General features: G+C 52.1%; 14 protein-coding genes, 2 pseudogenes and 1 riboswitch. Of the genes and pseudogenes, 6 read left to right on the top strand and 10 right to left on the bottom strand.

What is annotated here, in order from left to right; genetic code table 11:
• Window position 1 precedes the first annotated feature (1 nt).
• The 4 genes from ACQ86O_RS19375 to ACQ86O_RS19390 all read left to right on the top strand — a co-directional run bounded on the left by ACQ86O_RS19375 (window position 2) and on the right by ACQ86O_RS19390 (window position 5,816).
• Window positions 2–1,636: a ferritin-like domain-containing protein gene (locus tag ACQ86O_RS19375; protein WP_431222462.1), complete on the top strand. Its 1,635-nt coding sequence runs from the start codon at window positions 2–4 to the stop codon at window positions 1,634–1,636.
• A gap of 11 nt (window positions 1,637–1,647) precedes the next feature.
• Window positions 1,648–2,526 (top strand): hypothetical protein, encoded by an 879-nt coding sequence (locus ACQ86O_RS19380; protein ID WP_431222463.1) that lies wholly within the window; start codon window positions 1,648–1,650, stop codon window positions 2,524–2,526.
• A gap of 69 nt (window positions 2,527–2,595) precedes the next feature.
• Window positions 2,596–4,173: a GMC oxidoreductase gene (locus ACQ86O_RS19385; protein WP_431222464.1), complete on the top strand. Its 1,578-nt coding sequence runs from the start codon at window positions 2,596–2,598 to the stop codon at window positions 4,171–4,173.
• Window positions 4,170–5,816 carry a UbiD family decarboxylase domain-containing protein gene (locus tag ACQ86O_RS19390; RefSeq protein WP_431222465.1) on the top strand — a complete coding sequence of 549 codons (1,647 nt, stop codon included), beginning with the start codon at window positions 4,170–4,172 and terminating at the stop codon, window positions 5,814–5,816. The genes ACQ86O_RS19385 and ACQ86O_RS19390 overlap by 4 nt, the downstream gene beginning before the upstream one ends.
• Before the next feature lie 54 nt (window positions 5,817–5,870).
• Here ACQ86O_RS19390 and ACQ86O_RS19395 read toward each other — a convergent pair.
• The 5 genes and pseudogenes from ACQ86O_RS19395 to ACQ86O_RS19415 form a co-directional block, all read right to left on the bottom strand.
• Window positions 5,871–6,478, bottom strand: a pseudogene (locus tag ACQ86O_RS19395) (class I SAM-dependent DNA methyltransferase).
• A 24-nt stretch (window positions 6,479–6,502) separates the two neighbouring features.
• Window positions 6,503–8,923: a DUF3772 domain-containing protein gene (locus ACQ86O_RS19400; protein ID WP_431222466.1), complete on the bottom strand. Its 2,421-nt coding sequence runs from the start codon at window positions 8,921–8,923 to the stop codon at window positions 6,503–6,505.
• Between the two features lie 243 nt (window positions 8,924–9,166).
• Window positions 9,167–10,531, bottom strand: a complete 1,365-nt coding sequence (locus ACQ86O_RS19405) for a cation-efflux pump (protein ID WP_431222467.1) — start codon at window positions 10,529–10,531, stop codon at window positions 9,167–9,169.
• A gap of 316 nt (window positions 10,532–10,847) precedes the next feature.
• Window positions 10,848–10,940, bottom strand: coding sequence for a protein MgtS (gene mgtS, locus ACQ86O_RS19410; protein ID WP_142012566.1), 93 nt, complete (start codon window positions 10,938–10,940; stop codon window positions 10,848–10,850).
• 126 nt (window positions 10,941–11,066) lie between these two features.
• A pseudogene (locus ACQ86O_RS19415) lies at window positions 11,067–12,088 on the bottom strand (magnesium transporter).
• A 73-nt stretch (window positions 12,089–12,161) separates the two neighbouring features.
• Window positions 12,162–12,334: riboswitch (M-box (ykoK) riboswitch) on the bottom strand.
• Between the two features lie 293 nt (window positions 12,335–12,627).
• Here ACQ86O_RS19415 and ACQ86O_RS19420 point away from each other — a divergent pair.
• Window positions 12,628–12,804: a hypothetical protein gene (locus ACQ86O_RS19420; RefSeq protein WP_431222468.1), complete on the top strand. Its 177-nt coding sequence runs from the start codon at window positions 12,628–12,630 to the stop codon at window positions 12,802–12,804.
• 92 nt (window positions 12,805–12,896) lie between these two features.
• Here the strand turns inward: ACQ86O_RS19420 and crcB (ACQ86O_RS19425) are convergent, their stop codons facing one another.
• From crcB (ACQ86O_RS19425) to cho, 3 genes are all read right to left on the bottom strand, one after another.
• Window positions 12,897–13,295 (bottom strand): fluoride efflux transporter CrcB, encoded by a 399-nt coding sequence (crcB, locus tag ACQ86O_RS19425; RefSeq protein ID WP_431222469.1) that lies wholly within the window; start codon window positions 13,293–13,295, stop codon window positions 12,897–12,899.
• A gap of 12 nt (window positions 13,296–13,307) precedes the next feature.
• Window positions 13,308–13,691, bottom strand: a complete 384-nt coding sequence (gene crcB, locus ACQ86O_RS19430) for a fluoride efflux transporter CrcB (RefSeq protein ID WP_431222470.1) — start codon at window positions 13,689–13,691, stop codon at window positions 13,308–13,310.
• 185 nt (window positions 13,692–13,876) lie between these two features.
• Entirely contained in the window at window positions 13,877–14,749 is an 873-nt protein-coding gene (gene cho / locus ACQ86O_RS19435; RefSeq protein ID WP_431222471.1) for an excinuclease Cho, read from the bottom strand.
• A gap of 518 nt (window positions 14,750–15,267) precedes the next feature.
• On the opposite strand from cho, the gene fusA reads away from it, so the two are divergent.
• Window positions 15,268–17,373 carry an elongation factor G gene (gene fusA, locus ACQ86O_RS19440; RefSeq protein ID WP_431222472.1) on the top strand — a complete coding sequence of 702 codons (2,106 nt, stop codon included), beginning with the start codon at window positions 15,268–15,270 and terminating at the stop codon, window positions 17,371–17,373.
• Window positions 17,374–17,406: 33 nt separating this feature from the next.
• Here the strand turns inward: fusA and ACQ86O_RS19445 are convergent, their stop codons facing one another.
• A complete protein-coding gene (locus tag ACQ86O_RS19445; protein WP_431222473.1) occupies window positions 17,407–18,372 on the bottom strand; it encodes a DMT family transporter in 966 nt (321 codons plus the stop codon).
• 158 nt (window positions 18,373–18,530) lie between these two features.
• Complete coding sequence (locus ACQ86O_RS19450; RefSeq protein WP_431222474.1) at window positions 18,531–18,884, bottom strand: DUF1971 domain-containing protein; 354 nt, start codon at window positions 18,882–18,884, stop codon at window positions 18,531–18,533.
• Window positions 18,885–18,909: the final 25 nt, after the last annotated feature.

Below are 18,909 nucleotides of genomic sequence, written 5' to 3' on the forward strand. Positions count from 1 at the left end.
TATGAACATGACCGCAAAAGCCATGCAAATCCAGCTTGCTGAAACCTCATTTGCCGAACTGGGCTATGTGAAGTTTATCGATGACAAAAGCCTGCAACAGGATCTGAAAGAACTGCGCGACCTGTTGCAGAACGCCATGCGGCTGGAGCACGCCACTATTCCCCCTTATTTGACGATGCTCTATACCCTGAATGACGATGTTGACTGGCGCATTATCGAATCTCTGCGTTCGGTAGTGGTAGAAGAAATGCTGCACTTTACCCTGACGGCCAACCTGCTCAACGCCATCGGGGGAACCCCCGAGGTGGACTCGCCGGACTTTCTGCCAAACTACCCGACACGTCTGCCTTACGATATTGATGATATTGAAATTCATCTGTATGGCTTTTCGAAGAATGGCATCTTCCAGGGAATGGTGATCGAGCATCCAAGTGATGCCCGCCCTAAAGCCATCGTCAACGAAGTCCCCAGTAAAATGACCATCGGTGAATTTTATATTTACGTCGAATCACGGCTGCGGGCAGCAGTGGAGGCTCATGGGGAACAGGCCATTTTCTGTGGCGACCCACTGCGCCAGATCCCACCGGACGCCTTCTACTACGGCGGTGGCGGCAATGTTCTGCAAGTAACCGACCTCAAAAGCGCGCTGGCCGCCATGGATCTGATTACCGATCAAGGGGAAGGCACTGAAAACAACATCTGGGTCGTGGATGAAGATGAGCTGGCCCACTATTTCCGTTTCAGCCAGATATACAATGAGAAGCTGTACAAGGAAGGCGATAACGTCGCCACTGGTCCCACCGGCCCCGAATTCCCTATCCCCTGGAACAAAAGCGTAATAATCGATAGCGATGCCAAGGTCAGTGACTACCCTGCGGGGGAAGTTCGTGACGCTATCATCAGGTTTAACCAGCGTTATTGTGAGCTACTCGGTAACCTGCAGGTGGCGTTTACCGGTTCACCCGATAAATTGATGGCGGCCGTGGTGGCGATGTGCGCCCTGCGCAATGACTTCCGGGCTATCACCGCCAACCCTTTCCCGGGCAATGAACTGTTCCACTGCGCCCCCACTTTTGAATACAGCGTTGCCAACCGCAAAACCCTGGGTAAACAGGCCGTGATGGCCGCCCCGACAGCCAGCGTTGCCAGCGTTGCCAGCGTTGCCAGCGTTGCCAGCGTTGCCAGCAATGAGGCCACGCTGGATCGGTTACAGCAAGCCTACTCAACCGGTAATTTGGAATTGGCGCTCAGTTGTATGACTGACGACGTGATCTGGGATATCTCTGGCCCCAGCGAATGCCCCTATCTGGGCGTGTTTTACGGCCACGAAGGTTTCAGTCGATTTTGGACGCTACTGGGCGATACGGTGAAGTTTGGCAGCGCCGGTATCGAAAAATCGTTCTTCAGCGGCGATCAGGCGATGTCCTACGGCGGCGAACAGGGCACGACCCAATCTGGCCGAGTGCCCTATCGCTACGACTGGGCGATCCGCTACCAATTCAATGAACAGCATCAAATCACTCTGATGCGTCAGTATTTCAACCCACTGAATATCCTTTCGGCGCTGAAAGCCGCGCCGTATCCGGCACCGGCGGCTTGCCCGCACTCGGCCAAACCTCAATCCTCACAACAGTAGGAACCACGCTCATGTCTAATCAGCAGAATGATTTACCCAGCATCCCAACGCCGTTCACCATGCCGTTCTACTATGCCTCATTAACCAACGTCGGCGTGTATTACCTGGTGCCGTTGAGCCGCGTGGAACCTTATTTGAAAGGAACCGGCCTCTGCCCGGCTCTGTTTGGCGATAAAGCGATGGTCAGCTTTAACTTCCAGCTGTATGCCGGGCAATTTGCTTCCGGCCTCGATACCCCGCCGGAACAATGGGGCAGCAGTGGCGCGGCGATCACGCAGGAATTGGAACTCAACATTGTGGCCTATCCTGAGCATCGCAAAGATCAGTTGGCCCCTGTCGGTTATCAGGAATTTATCCAAGATGGGGATCAAACCAAGCTGTACGGCAACCACCGCGTATGGGTGCCTTGTGATGCGCCTATCGCCATCGCCGCGGGTGAACAGCTGTTTGGTGAGCCTAAATTCCAGACCAGCTTCAAGGTCAATCTGGCCTCGCAAAACCCGGTACGAACCCATTCCAGCGTCTACCAGCCGGAATGGGTAGAAACCTGGGGCTTCCGAGTGGACGACCCGCAGGATGCCAATACGGCGATTTTCACCTGCATTGTCAACACGTTGGGCATCAAATCAATACCAGGCAACATCTCGCCGATCACCGAATACGGCGTCCACGATGGCAGACTAATCGGTTGCCGCTGGAACATCCTGCAGGCGATGGATACCTATTTCCTCGGCGCTGGTCACGGCGAAGCGGTGAAACTGGTGCTGGGTACCAGCAACCATCCAATGCGTAAGGATTTGGAGACGTTGATTGGTGGCTGCGCACCTGTGGCCGTGCAAACCCTCAACTCGGCGCCGGCAGCCATTCAAAGCCGGGCTTATTACCCATAGCCGATTGCCCCGCCGCCTGAGGGGCGGCGGGGATGATTTCCTTCGCATCGCACATTTCGGGAGCAAACTATGAGTGAAGTCGACAATATCTACTTTTCAAAATTTGATCAGATCAAGGGGCAATCCTTCGACTATATCGTGATTGGCGGCGGAGCCTATGGCACCAGTTTTGCCCACCGGGTACTGCAACATAATCCGCAGGCGCGTATCCTGGTGCTGGAGAAAGGTGACTATCTGATCCCCGACCATATCCAAAATATTCCCCCGGCCTATATCAAGCTCAACACCAGCGTAGGCATCCGGCCCTGGAAGTATCATGGCTCCGCCGACATGAAGCTTAGCCTCAACTTTATGCCACAGATCCCCTATGTAGGCGGCCGTGCCCTGTTCTGGAATGCCTGGACACCACAGCCAGATAACAGCGAAATGCCGGACTGGCCTGAACAGGCTATCGATCGCCTTGATAGCCAGTGGTATCCCACCGGCGAATTTATGGGGCGGCGTTATTCTCTGGAGATCCCCGGCAACCTCAATCAGTCGCTGAACCGCTTTATGGGTGAACGTCTGTTTTCACAATTGGCCAATATCAGCGGAGCCAAACCGCAGCCAAGCCCGAGCGCGCTCGACTCGGCGATGGCAACTGGCCAAGGTGTCGCGCCAGAGGACTGGGCCAAGTTCTCACCGGTTTCGGTTCTGGTGAATGATGTGCAGGCGTATCCGAATTCGCTGAAGGTGGTTGTCAATGCCGAAGTGGAGAAATTGATCGCGCAACGTGACATTGTCACTGAAATCCTGACCAAAGAGGGTTCCCTGAACGTGGGCAATGCCAAGGTGATACTGGCATGTAATACCCTGGAAGCCGGTTTTATCCTCACCCGCTCTTTCCCGGATGATCAACTGGTGGGTAAAAATCTATGTGGCCATATCCGGTCCTGGTTGGCCGCCCGTATTCCCGCCAGTAGCCTGCCGGTGCTGACCAACCAATTGCAAACCGTAGCCTATTATCTGCCAGGCATTGATAAAACGACCAACCGACTGATGCATACCCATATCAGCGTGGTACATAACCCACAACCGGCAGAAAGCTACGACGTGCTGTATCGCATCCTGCCAGACGCCTCTTCCCCGGAAGCCGTCGCAACCTATCAGGATCCAGACTATGTGGTGTTCATGCTGCATTCCATGGGGGAATTCCTCGGGGAACGCTCGGCAGACTCATGGAATTACGTCACGACCAACGCCCAGGGAGAAGCCGAGGTGTATATCCAGATGAAGGAAACGGATCGTAAATTCTGGGATGCAATGGATAAAACCACCTATGACGTGATGTACGCCATCGCTGGCGATGCCCCGCTTGAATATCAGCACAACAACCGGGACGGCAGTTTTACCTGGGAAAGTTCGCCACCGGACAATATCCGCAATCAGGGGCTGGTTCACGAAGCGGGCACCTTGTGGATGGGTGACGATCCTGTCAGTTCGGTCACCGCCATCAATGGCCAGATGCACCGCTACCCGAACGTTTATGGCCTGGGCAGCATGTTGTTCCCACGGCCCGGTTCGTGGAACCCAACGTTGACCGGCGTAGCCCAGTCTTTCGCACTGGCTGACGAACTCTGTGGCCCACATCAGGATGAAGGCAAATGAAGCGACGCAAACTGAAAATTGATGCCCAAAAAGTGCCTAAATCTTATCGAGCCTATCTGGATCTGCTTGCCAGCAAGGGCGAAGTCGTGGCGATTGCCGATGAGGTGGATTGGTATCTGGAGATGGGAGCCATTCTGCGCCATGCCTGCGAAACGGAAAGCCCGATGCCGCTATTTAGCAAAGTCAAAGGCGCACCTGGTTTTCGTGCGGCGGAAATGGGCCCCACGGTCAGCCGTGAACCGGGCAAACGCTGGCAACGTTTGGCGCTGATGCTCGGGTTACCAGACGATGCCCAGTTACTTGAGATCCAGGATGCCTTTCTGGACGCCATTGGTCAGGAACCGCATCCGCCAGTGATGGTCGACCCGGCGACCGCCCCGTGCAAGCAGAACAAATGGGTGGGCGATCAGATCGATATGACCAAGATCCCGGCGCCTATCCTGCACGACGGAGATGGTGGCCGTTACTTCCAGACTGCCGGAGCCATCATGGTTCGCACGCCGCCAGGTGAACCAGTGCCGGAGGATGCTTATACGGTAGATAAAGACGCCTGGACCAACTGGTCATTCAGCCGGGCGATGATCGCCGGTTCTCGCCCACAAAATAACCCAACGCCAAAACCACCGCACGCCAGTTCAGTTGGCGTGGCGCACGGTAATGGTCCGCACTACTCGAAGAACAATATTGTCGGCCTGTGGCTACCGTTCCAGCATAACGGTATGATCTACAATATGTGGACGGCACAGGGTAAGGACTGCCCTTTCGTGATCGCCCTGGGTGTCCCCCCGGCGGTGACCATGCTGCTTTCTGCCGCTCCGCCAGCCTGGCACGATGAATACAACTATGCTTCTTCATTCCTTGGCCACGGTATCGAGATGGTGAAAGCGGAAACCTGCGATGTGTTGGTGCCTGCCGAATGTGAAATTATCATCGAAGGCTATGTCAGCGCCGACAAGTCTGTGGCAGAAGGCCCGTTTGGCGAGTTCCCTGGCTACCTTTCCAACCAGTCCAGCCTGAAGCCTCTGGCGAAAATTACCTGTATCACCTTCCGTGATGAAGCCATTTTGCCGATCTGTATTCCGGGTATTCCGATCGACTCTACGCTGATGCTCGGTTGCTTCTGTCTATCCGCCACTGCCAGGGTTTATTTTGAAAAATCCGGTCTGCCGGTGATCGACTGTTTCAGCCCGCTGGAAGCCTCTTCCCACTGGTTGGTGATCCGGGTGCGGGATGACTGGCATAAAATCACCGGCATGACGGTAAAAGCCTTTATCGACAAAATTGCCGAGGTGTTTTGGACCAACCATATCGGCAAAACTACCGCCAAACTGATCATCGTGGGCGAAGATATTCCCCCTGATGACAGCAACAAAGTGACCTGGGCATTGGCGACGCGCAATAACCCGGTTCAGGGCGTGTTCCATTATCCGCAGTACGACTCGGACGGTACTGGCTTACAAATTTACCTGGATGTTGCCACCAAATTGCGTGGGCGCGGTGGACTGGTGGCTTACAGCTGCCTGCAGATCCAGCAGCAGGTCAACCAGCCGTTGGAGCAGGTTTTGAGTTTTACCACTAATTATCCGCTACCGCTGCAGGAGAAAATCAAGAGCAAGTGGTCTGAATGGGGGTTTGATAACTAAGATCTGATTTGGTCAGGCCCATGCCAAGCTCGGCATGGGCTTTAATGAAGCGGTTTAATCGTTAAGCTGAGCCAGCCAAACGGTCCGCCCGCAGCATTCGGCGTCTTCTGCCACCCATTTCACGACGCTAAACCCCTGCTGCTGCAATAACTGCTGGTATTCGGCCGGTGCCAGGCTGGCGTGATAAAGCGCTTCACCTTCAAATGTCCCAATCGCTTCCCCATTGCTGGGGCCGCTGGTAAACATCAACGCCGCTCGGCAATTCGCATGTTGGCGGAAGATTTCAAACATTTGACGCTGATCTTCACGGGTGAGATGAAAAAAACTGTCCCAGGCAATTAACCCATCAAACTTGACCGGCAACGCCAGGGTTCGCATATCTGCCAACGCCCAGCGCTGCTGGGGAATCGCTGCAGGCAGCGTTCGATCATCGGTTTTGAGCTATCCACGCCAGTGACTTGAAAACCTCGGCCGACAAAATAGCCAGCGATCGGCATACCATAACCGCAACCAATATCCAGAATATTTCCATTCGCGGGCAGCAAGTTCAGGAACCTGTCCAACCAGGGCTGCTCAAACAGAGCGGTTGACCGTTGCTGCTCAAAAGCCTCGGCGTACCGCTCATAGATGCCAATGATGTTATCTGCCAGCGGGTGAGTCATTAATCCTCCGATCTGCTTGAATCATCAGGAAGACTGCTCTTCTTCATTGATCACGTGGTCTGCCTGCTTCATAAATACCACTTCTTTCGGTTTAGAAAGATCCACGCGCTCTGCACGTAGCAGTTTGAGGATGTTGAACAGGAGATCACTTTTGGTGGAACCCACCATCCTTGGGCTGGCGACATACCCGGTTACGCTCAGGATAATCCCATCCGGGCCAAGTTGACTAAAGCGAACATACGGAGTTGGCGCTTCAAGAATGGCTTCATGCTCCTGGTAGGCACTCAGCAAAACGTTACGTACCTGCTCGGGATCGATATCGATCGGGAACGTCAACGCAATGGTCACCACCCCTTGGGCGTTGCCCATGGTGGCGTTGCGCACGTTTTGTGAGATCAACTGTGAGTTGGGCACAATCATGGTTGAACGATCGCTAAGCTGGATTTCTGTCGCTCGCACGTTAATGCGCCGTACATCCCCTTCAACCCCACTGATACCAATCATATCTCCGACTTTAACCGGGCGCTCAGTCAGCAGGATCAGGCCGGAGATAAAGTTCTTCACGATTTCCTGCAGACCAAAACCGATACCGACCGAAAGCGCACTGACGATCCACGCCAAGTTGTTCCACTGGATCCCCAACGTCGCCAGCGTGATAAGGATCAGCAACACGTAACCGACATTGCTGAAAAGCGTTACCAATGAAGCACGGATACCAATATCGCTGATAGTTTTTGGCAGTAATTCGTGGCTTAACCAGCGCTGCGTCACCCGCAGAACATAGATACCAATCACCAGGCAAATCAGCGCATTCAACAGATTACCCGGCACAATATTCAGGCTTTTCAGCCCTTCGCCGTTAAGAATGGCCACGATCTTCTGCAGTAAAGAACTGGGTGTAGTGGTGCCAAATGAACCGTTGATCAGTGCGACAATCATCAGCAATAGCAACGAACATTTGGAAATTGCGGTGAAGATAATGGTCAGTTGTTCCAGATGGCGGTCTTTGACATTCAGTGATTTCTTCAGCGCCCTGCCGCTGGCCGTGTGTGGTGAGAAGATGGCGGCACAGAAGTCAGTGGCAAACGCCACCATGAAATAGAACGACAGCAGGACCAGCGCAACCCAAATCAGTTGGTAGGTCAGAAAACGGGCGAAAGCCACATAGCCAATCAGCAATGAAAACAGGATCACTATGGCTGCCAGCAGAATAACGATATGCGCTATCCCGGCAATGGATGAACGTTTCTCAAGAAGAACGCCTTGTTGCTCAATATCATGGCGAATACGCCGTGCGCGCAGCGGTATCGCCAGCAAGATCAATGCCATTAACGCGGTAGCAAGCCCATTACCTAATACCGTACTACTGAGGCTGGCACCAATCACGTTATTAACCAATTCCACGACCCCAAAGGCCATGGCTAATCCGGCCAATAATGGTGTCAAGAAGCGCATACCTGTCGCAATCGCATCATCCATCTGCGCCAGACGCCATGATGGGCGGCTCAGGGAAAGATAAGCCCTGCCTAACCCGGCGATCAGCGCGCAGAAAATCCCCAATAGCATAAATCCATCGGTAAAATCTTTGATCTGGGAGCTCAGCTCTTGAGTCCTGGAAAATGCGTAGAGAAGCAGATTCAACGCCAGTGCGGTGGTCAACAACGTAATCAGAACGGTACTCAGCGCCATAAAACTGCGGCGCAAGCGGCCATCAGGTAAATAATGGATGCTAAACCAGGCAAAAACCTGCTCAATCAAATAACGCCCAAGTGACCAGACGGTAACGGCCAGAATCAACAGACCTAAGGTTCCGTAACGCCATTCATCCTGCCAACTGGCATCCCAGGTTTGCTGCAATTGTTGTTTAAAATCATTGAGGCGAGCCAAATCCTCAATCTGCGAATCGGTTTCTGGTGACCAGAATTGCGCACTGAGAATGCTGCCGGTATTCAGCGCCAGTTGAGACTTGAATGCCACGCGGCGCAGATCGGTAATTTGCTGCCCCAAATCTGTCGCGCCGGTTCTGAGCGCGTGAGAACGTTTTACGGCATCATCCAGCTGTTTCTTGGCGTTATTAAGCGCGTTACGCTGTTGCACCACGCTGGCAGTTTCGGTCATTACCCCCGGCTCCGGCTGTGGGCCGAGCACATCCAACTGTGCCTGCAGCTTCTCTTGGGCTGGTTGTAGATCTGTGCTCAGCTTTTCTGTCGCAGCGGCCAGCGCCTGGGTGGCGATAAACAGTTTATTCAACTGGCCATCGGTGTCAGCTTTGGAAACCTGCTGTTTAATGGTATCCAGCTGTTTTTGGTGGTTTTTCAGAGCGGTCGCAATGTCCTGTGGACTGAGCTCCGCTGGGTTGCCCTGCTGGGCTGCATTAGCTAATGGAACCAGCGGCAAACCAAACAGCAAAAAGGTGAACAGGAAAATCTGTAATGACTTCATCATAGCCATAAGTGCTCAGAATAGGGTTGGCGATAGACGCAACAGGCGGAGCAATGAACATTGCTCCGCCTGATTAACAATAGGCACTGAGTATAATAACAACCGGCTCAGTGCAAAAGAGTAATCATTCTGGAAGGTTGGCAGAAATCTTGAATAACGCATAGCACCTGCTCAGAAATGATCTGCAGCAACATTGGGCGTACTGACGCAGCAGCAGATGCGCCCGTATATTCATCCCCATGCGGCTCACAAAGGTTCAACGTGCCCCACCACCCGCGAAATCGCCGGAAATTGTACTCTCAATTGCCGCTCGATACGGTCTACCGCCTGATGCGCTGCCGAGATCGACAGGGAAGGCAGCACCCGACAATGAAAATTCACAATCACGCCCTGCGTCGTTTCGCGGGCTCGGATATCATGTATATCCTGCACCAGCCCCTCCTGTTCAGCAGATACCGTCAGCACCTGTTGGATCTTCGCCAACTCATCGGTGGGGATATCCTGGCTGGTTAACCAATCCGGTGTTTGAGGCTCCAGGTGGGTTTCAATCTCGCTGTTATCCCCTAACGCCTGGCGTAATGCATCTTCCACCGTGCTGGCAATATCATGCGCCTGTTCTACACTGGCATTGGCCGGAACCAGCAGATCCATACCGATCGCCATATGATCTGATAATTGCTGCAGTGAGAGATTTTGCACCACTGCGCCATGATTGGCGGCCAGAATGCGAATACGCGTGGCGATATCCTCATCACTTCTGGCTTGGGGAATGGCAATCACCCTCACCTCTGCGTTGCCAAATTGCTGTACCAACCTGGCGGCAATATTTTGCTTGAGTGCGGTGATCCGCTCGAGCGGTAAGGTGCGGCATACCCCGACACTCACTTCAATAAACAGCGTGGCCCCCGCATTGCGTAGGCGAATATTTTCCACCGCCAAGACTGCGGGGAAATTATGCAGCAACGTAGCGATATCTTCCCGTGTTCCGGCTGGCGCGGTATCAATCAATGAGTCAAACGAGCGTTTTCCCAGTTTTAAAGCAGCAAACAGAATAAAACAGGCCACGACCAATGCGGCCAATGCGTCTGCACGGGCAAAGCCAAACAGAACGAAGACCATCCCCAGCAGCACGACGCCTGAAGACAGCATATCGGAGAAGAAATGCAACGCATCGGCTTCAAGGGCTGCGCTATCGGTGGCCTTGGCCACGCGGTTCAACGCTTTGACGCGCAAGTAATCGATAACAATCGATATCAGCAACACCGCAATCACCACCGGTGCGGCAACAATCTGGTGTGCTTCACCCATCAGGCTGTTGACTGCCTCATAGATAATCCAACCGGCAGCAGCCACCAGAAGCAACACCTCAAACATCGCAGCCAGATTTTCTACTTTGCCATGGCCAAAATGATGATCGTCATCAGCGGGTTTGTCACTGACACGCACTGCCCACCAGGTAATGCTGGTGGCAATAAAATCGGTGAAGGAATGGATCCCTTCAGAAATCAGGCCAATACTGCCGGTAAAGATACCCGCAACAAATTTACCCAACGCTAATAGCCCACTGGCAATCATTGAATTTCTAGCCACGGCTTGCTTTTCATTTTGCATAACACTGCCCATGTTCTAAGTAAAAACTCATTTATTTATTTTGGCAGAAAATTGCCAGACAAAAACGACGAGCAACAGGCTGACGGAAAATGTCAGCATCAAACAGGAAAGGAATTCAGATTTACCGGTTGAATTGAGAAAAATCTCATTAATACCAACAGCAACCATTAAAACGGCATAAAGAAATCCAAGAATAAAAACGGTCATGTTCGTCACACGCGGTTAACACCGCCGGTTGTTTGCGTTTATATCATCCTCCCCGCAGTGGTTTTGGTCATTACGGGGAGGATGAACCTAGGTGGATCTTTTTCGCTCATCAGTCATCCCATCTCGTGCTCATATAGGCAGCAATCAGCCCCAGCGCACTGACAAAACCCAAGAAACCCATAAAAATCATCATATTTCCCATAACTCTATCCTCGTAAACTAATCGATAACGACCTCAGTGGTTAAAAATGTTTTCGAAACGTTGTCCATTGCTTTGACATACCTCCGTAGTTATCGGCCCCTGCATTGGCAGGAGCCGGTCATTGCCTTAAATACCCAGAACAGCCTGGGCAATTTTGAAGTAAATAATCAGGCCGGTGCCATCAATCAGCGTGGCAATAAAGGGGGCGGACACCACCGCCGGATCGATACCCGCCTTTTTCAGCATTAGCGGAATAATAGAGGAAACGATCGCACTCCAGATGGTGATTGCCACCAACGTCAGGCTGACCACTATCGTCACGTCCATACCGACGCCCATTATCCAGGCCCGAACCCAGGCAGCAAAGCCGATGGTGAGGGCTATCAGCAACGAAGTGCTTACCTCCTTACCGATCACCGCACCCAGGTTACGCAGGCTGACCTCTCCCAACGCCATCGCACGCACCAAGGTTGAGGTGATTTGCGTACCGCTATTCCCGCCGGTCCCTATCAGTAATGGGATAAAGAATGCCAGAGCAATAGCCGCTTCCAATTGCTCCTCAAAGGCTTTGATCACGTTACCGGTATAGGCTTCCGCCACAAACAGCAGCAACAACCAGACCACACGTTTGCGCCACAATGCCCAAGGGCTGGTTTCCAGATAAGGCTTATCCAGGGGCAAGCTCGCCCCTGGCGTTGTGCGTCCTCAGTATTTTCGTCCTCAATCAGGCGGGCAATCTCCCTTTCGCCCAATACACCTACCAGCATTTTATTGGCCACCACCGGCACGACGTCCAACCCGCCCTTACCCAATAAATGTGCTACATCGTTCCTGTCATCATCTGGTGAGACATGAAAATAGGTAGGGTTCATCATTGAGCCCAACGTCTTTTCGCCTGTGTGGCACTGCAGCAGTTTCTTTACCGACAACATACCCCGAAGGCGATAACCATCTTCGGTGATAAACAATTGTGTCGGAATTTCATCGGTTTGCAGTTGTGAAAGGAAATAGTCTTTCGCTTCGTCTACCGTCATGGAGGCGGATACGGTAATGAAATCCGGGCTCATGTAGCTGGCAATTGACGATTCGTCGTGTGTTGCCGACGGGGTGATCGCCAGCGCGGGTGAATATGGAAGTGATTTAATCATTGTTAGTCCCTATTTCTGTTTAAACTTCAACAGTGAATCGCATAGGGGCGTTAACCAAAGAGGGAGTGCAGACAGCCTATCTCCGCGTCCAGGTTTTAGCACTATACAACGTATCTGAAAAAAATTCAGAAGTTACTTTGGGCTAAACCTTAATCCGATAAAGCCTGTCTTAACCTTGGGCATCTCTCGATGTCGTCAGATCAGTAACCTGTGTTTGTATAGGAGCCTCGCCAAACGAGATACTGCAAATTTACTACCCGGTGATTATAGGCCTGTCGGAACAGATTTCGCTTGATAACCTGCAACTTGTTTAGGCTATATTTAAGAAATATCTGTATTAAGTTATTTTATTTAAATTGGCTTTTCACCTTAAGCCACTCTAATCAAATAGCGACCTAACCTTACACTCCTGGAAAGAAAATATAATTCCTGCACTGGGATCAATATGCTAGAATGCAGCAATAAAAATAAAGTTGCATTAGATTATTCTTAGTAATTTACGATGAAACATGGACAATAGCCAAGGAAAAGGTAATCCAATGAAAAACCGTGCATTAACCAGCGTTGAAGAATTTATCTTAAAACAATATGGTGGTGACATAACCTACTTCGCGCAATTGTATAAAACCAGCGTGTGTAAAGTTAATGAATGGATCCAGCATGATGCCCATATCATTAACGGGAAAATCTGTATTCCGACCAAACACTCAGCATAATCCCCACAATTAATTATTGTTGTATAATTTTCTGCCGAATATCTATTTGGAGGCAGTTTTTATAGTCGAAATAAAACAACCCTACGCCGCGGTCAGGGCGTAGTTTGAACTCCAGGTTTAACTTTGGCCCCCAACCCCAGCCCCAGTTCGACCGCCAAAAAGCCGGCAGCCAGGCTGATGATCAGGTAACTGATGGCAATCAGGATGCTGGCAGGATCCTTCATCATTTCCACAGCGCTGAACACCATGCTGGAGAAGGTGGATAACCCTCCCATGATGCCGGTTGCAACCATTACATGTACGTATTGATTAATTCTATTTTGTTTGAACATCGATGTGACCAAGCCAAGAAGAAAGGCGGCAACGATATTTGCAATGAAGATATCCACGGGAAAACCATCACTCAGGCGGGGCACTGCCAGCATAAGTATCTCGCGGCACACTGCGCCAAAAGCGCCGCCAACAAAGATCAAAATAATAAAATTCAGCATCCTATTCTCCCCTTATGGGTTGGCTAACCAGGCACCACAGGCAGCAGCCACCAAGCCGACTGCAACCGAGACAATCAGATATCCTGCGGCGACGCGCCGCTGGTGCGAATCAGCCAATTTTGCGGCATCCAACTGCATGCTGCTGAAGGTAGTAAACCCGCCAAGTACCCCGGTCAATACCGCGGCACTGAGCCAATCCCCATAGCGGTCGCGCCAATCAACACTGAATAAAATGCTGAGATAGCCAATAATAAATGCACCACTTATATTGATTAAAAAGGTGCCGAGAGGAAATGGCCCTTTATAGGCCTTGGCCACAGCAAGCCCTGCCCACCAACGCAGCAACGAACCTATTCCGCCCCCCAACCCTACCCACATAATATCAATTGCGTTCATCAGAATACCTTTCAATGCTGACCGGTATTGGTTTGAACTAAACTATAGCAGCGATTTATCGACGTTCTCGGGTAGGAAGTGTCGCAAATGAAATAATGTGAAAGTATATATAACTCTCAGCCATACTCTTGGTATTGAGACCGTCTGAAATCTTAAGCAGGGTATTTACCGAGCCGCCCTGCCAATCACCTATTTTCACTCAAGTCAGTGATATCATATTCGCCACAAATAATGGGCTTACACAAGATTTTGTAACCATCACTATCAAAACACGGCGCGGCAATTATCAGCTCATGAACCTGATCCAGATGGCTCACGGCGCCGAGCCATAGCCAGTGGTGGATAATATGGTATTGGACCATATCAACCCCCTGTTCTCGCAGAGCAATCGCACCACGCCATGGCCAGCATACCACCCGGCTTTGTTCCAAAGCGGCAACCAAACGTTGGTGATGGGCATCCTGGCTTTCTTTGCCACAGCAGGCTCCAGCACAACGTTTCAGTGCCGATCTAAAACACGGGCGCCCGCGGCTCAATGATTCTAACCCCAATAGCCCATAACAGAGTTGATGCTGGTCTGCGAGGGCTTGGAGTGCCTGCAGCGCCGCACGGCGGTTGGCAAAAAGCCCAAATAAGCCCGATTGGCGGGCAAAATCGATCTCTTTAGCGTAAACCACCTCGGGCTTATTATTGCGAATCTGTAATGCGCAAAGCTGCTTGTTGCGGCGCAGACGTTTGTTGAACAGAGGCTGTTGCTGCTTGATCAATTGAGCTTCCAGCAACAAGGCACCCACTTCTCCGGCGGTGCGGGTAAAGGTTATCCGCCGGGCCTGATGCAACAGGGTGGCTTCGTTTGGTGTGCGTAAATGCGAAAGTACCCGGCTGCGGATATTCACACTTTTTCCTATGTAGAGCGGCATAGTTTCGCTTTCACCATGAAACTGGTACACCCCAGGTAACGTGGGCAACCCTTCCAGCCATTGGCGCAGGTGTTCCGGATACTGATAAATCGCTTCTGCTTCGAATTCGAGCCGTGGTGCGGCATAACGTCTGGCCAAGAAGGCACTCCAATAATTGCTGTTTTATAGCGGATTGCCGGGATTTCTCCCGACCTCTTTGGTGACTCCCCGGGTTCCTCAATAGGTACCGGTGTTTCACCTGGAGCCCGTTTCCCGCGGCTTTCTGGCGCCTCATGATCGTTTTCCGTCATCGTCCTTAATGGATAAAACGACCGCACAGCCAGACAGCACGCTGAGCCGCTACAGAAGAAAGCAAGGAATACGAGCTTATCAGGGCATAAGTCACCTGAAAAATCATGACGAATGCCGTGAGAAATGGGTGATTGTGCAGATTAATTATGACCTAAAATGACCTGTCTGTTTTAACCCTGTGATTTAAAATGTTTTATTTTTATATGACCTATCACAGTCATAGGTTAATAAATTCAATACCATCGACTAGGATTGTTCTAATGCCTAACGCATTATTATGCTTTGGGCTAGCTGATAATCCATTGAGGAATATCATTATTTTTAACTGTTAAAGCCGTACGCCACAAGGCTAAGAAAGGTTGATTATGGCACGCACTACCCCCATCGAACGTTACCGCAATATCGGCATCTCGGCGCACATTGATGCCGGCAAGACTACGACGACCGAGCGGATTCTGTTTTACACCGGGGTCAGTCACAAGCTGGGTGAAGTCCACGACGGCGCTGCAACCATGGATTGGATGGCGCAAGAGCAAGAGCGCGGCATCACCATTACCTCTGCAGCGACTACCTGTTTCTGGAACGGAATGGAGCACAATTATCCCCAGCACCGGATCAATATCATCGATACCCCAGGGCACGTGGATTTCACCATTGAGGTGGAGCGTTCCATGCGCGTGCTGGACGGTGCGGTGATGGTGTATGACTCGGTAGGTGGCGTGCAACCACAATCAGAAACCGTGTGGCGTCAGGCCAATAAATACCGGGTGCCGCGTCTGGCCTTTGTTAACAAAATGGACCGTATTGGCGCAGACTTTTTCCGCGTGCGTAATATGATGATCGAACGCCTGAAAGCCAACCCGGTGCCAGTCGTGATCCCGATAGGTGCAGAGGATCATTTTGCTGGCGTGGTGGACCTGATCCGTATGCAGGCCATTTTCTGGGACGAAGCCTCACAGGGCATGAACTTCCGCTTTGAAGCGATCCCGGCAGAAATGCAGGCAAGCGCCAAAGAATGGCGCGACAAGATGATCGAAGCCGCTGCGGAAGCTTCTGAAACGCTGATGGATAAGTATCTCAATCAGGTTGAACTGACCAATGACGAGATCGTCCAAGGATTGCGTACCCGCACCATCGCCGGTGAGATCCAGCCCATGCTGTGTGGTTCGGCGTTTCGTAATAAAGGTATCCAACGCATGCTGGATGCGGTGATCGAACTGATGCCTTCACCGCTGGACGTCCCCCCGATGGAGGGCCATGACGAACAGGATCTGATAGTTACGCGCAAGGCGGACGATAACGAAAAGTTCTCGGCACTGGCCTTCAAACTGATGACCGATCCGTTTGTGGGTCAATTGACCTTTGTCCGCGTCTACTCGGGGATTCTGGCCAAGGGCGACAGCGTCTATAACCCGATCAAGGGTAAAAAAGAGCGCATTGGGCGTATCGTGCAGATGCATGCCAACGACCGCAAAGAGGTAGATGAGCTGCATGCTGGGGATATCGCCGCCTGCGTGGGCCTGAAAGATGTCACCACAGGCGATACGCTTTGCGATCCCAATGCCATTATTACCCTGGAGCGTATGGTGTTCCCGGAACCGGTTATCGCACAGGCCATCGAGCCGAAAACCAAGGCTGATCAGGAGAAGATGGGGATTGCCTTGCAGCGCCTGACGTCGGAAGATCCTTCGCTGCGCGTGCGCACCGACGAAGACTCCGGCCAGACCATTATTTACGGCATGGGCGAATTGCACCTGGAGATTATTGTCGACCGTATGCGGCGCGAATTTGGCGTCGAAACCAATACCGGTAAGCCACAGGTTTCTTACCGTGAAACTATTCGTCAGAAAGTGGCCGACGTTGAAGGAAAATTTGTACGGCAGTCCGGTGGTAAAGGTCAGTACGGCCATGTGGTGCTGACGGTGGAACCCAATGAGGCCGGTAAGGGCTTTGAGTTCTTCGATGAGATCAAAGGGGGTGTGATCCCCGGTGAATATATTCCAGCGGTGAAAAAAGGCGTGTTGGAAGCGCTGAATAATGGCGTGCTTGCGGGTTATCAGATGGTGGATGTCAAAGTACATCTGACGTATGGCTCTTACCACGATGTCGACTCCTCGGAGCAGGCCTTCCGGATGGCGGCCATTTTTGGCTTTAAAGAAGCCTGCCGCCAGGCCAGCCCGGTGATCCTGGAGCCAATCATGGCGGTAGAAGTTGAAACGCCGGAAGACTACGCGGGCAACGTGATGGGCGATCTTTCGTCACGACGCGGTATGGTTCAGGGAATGGAGGATATTCCGGGCGGCGGCGGTAAAGTGATCCATGCCAAGGTTCCGCTGTCTGAGATGTTCGGCTATTCCACGACCCTGCGTTCGATGTCGCAAGGTCGCGCAACTTACACCATGGAATTCAGCCACTATGCAGAAGCGCCACGCAATGTGGCCGAAGAGATTATTCAACGCAGTAAACGTTAACGGATAGCGGCTACGGGGAAACCCGTAGCCGTTTTAGTGCGACTCATCCAACGCCAAGATCACCGGCTTGGGTTTGATACGCATAGCGTAAATCACCCCGGCCATCAAACAGCCAATACCGCCAAACGTCAATAACGGCGGCCAAGCTTGACGCAGCATAAAGGTATAAGCCAACCCGGCCAGGATCTCGAACACAATCAGCGGCCCAACCAGCACCGTTGGCAAACGTTGGCTCGCCTCATTCCAGCACATCGCCCCCAACCAGGAACACAGTACACCGATGGTAATCATCAGTGGGATGAATACCTCCGGTCTGGGACCAAAAGGCAGAGTGAACTGCGGCTGGGTCAGCGCCAGTTGCCCGCAAGCCAACAGATACCCCACCAACGCCAGCGGCAAGGTGACAACTCCCTGTGCCGTTGCCCAGGTAGCGGGCCGCTTGCCTGGGTTTTCACGCAGCCAGCGGGCATTACGCAGTGGGAACCAGGTCCAGCAAGCCACCGCCATTAATGCCAGCGCTAACCCGCTGGAATAACGCCAGACGTCGATCGGCCCGCTATTTCCGCGCAGTTCCGCCACATTCACCAATACCAGACCGAAAGTTATCAATAGCAAAGCCGGAGCCAGTTTGCGCCAGGAAAGTCTGCCGTCGTGATGGCCATAAAACAGATTGGCGGTTACCGAAATCACCACCGGCAACGTACCAATGATCATGGTTGATACCGGTGCGCCAGTACGCTGAATAGCACTGGCCAGGCACAGGTAATACAGCAGGTTGCCGATTGCGGTAAGTTTCAGTGCCTCCAACCAGTCTTTGGCCAGTAACTGGCGCAATCGCCGACGATCCAGCCAAGCCAGCGGCATAGCGATCAGCCCAAAAGCCAGATAACGCCCGGTGGATTGCAGCGCTGCCGGATAATCAGGCACCAACAGTGGGCCAACAAAAATCAAGCCCCACATCAACCCGGCAGCCAAGGCGAATAACATCCCGACAAACATAATGACTCCATCATGAACAAGTGACATCAGGATAGGCGGCAATTTGAAAGTTTTATACCATTTTCACGCTAGTGAGCGGGGGTTCTACATTCGCACTAAAATCGACAACAGGGAATCATCCATTCAGCGCCACGCGCCCTGACAAACAACCCCAGCATTTAGCGCGGGCTGTTAACTCGCTGAGCGCCCCTCTCTTCTTCCCGTTCACTCCCCGGCGCAGCAAAGAAATCCAGATTGAAATAGGTGTCCGCCGTCAATAATTCGATGCGGTGCCAATATTCCGGCGGACTGACGCCAAACTGGCCGGCTGAGATAGTCACCTCCCACTCAGGCATAGCTTCATGTTCGGCGTTAAACCCCATGTATTTCACCGCACCGCGCATCACCGAAAGCCGCCCATAGACCCCTTTCTTGGTATTGTGATGCGTTAACAGCGCCTTGGGAACCGTGTTCTGATCCCAGAATGGCGTGGAGCGGGTATGTTTATAATCGGCTGGAATACGGTATCTCATGATTAACTCTCCCGGAATGCTGGGT

The sequence above is a fragment of the Serratia sp. L9 genome, assembly GCF_050632285.1.
In the GTDB taxonomy this organism is placed as follows: Bacteria; Pseudomonadota; Gammaproteobacteria; order Enterobacterales; family Enterobacteriaceae; genus Chania.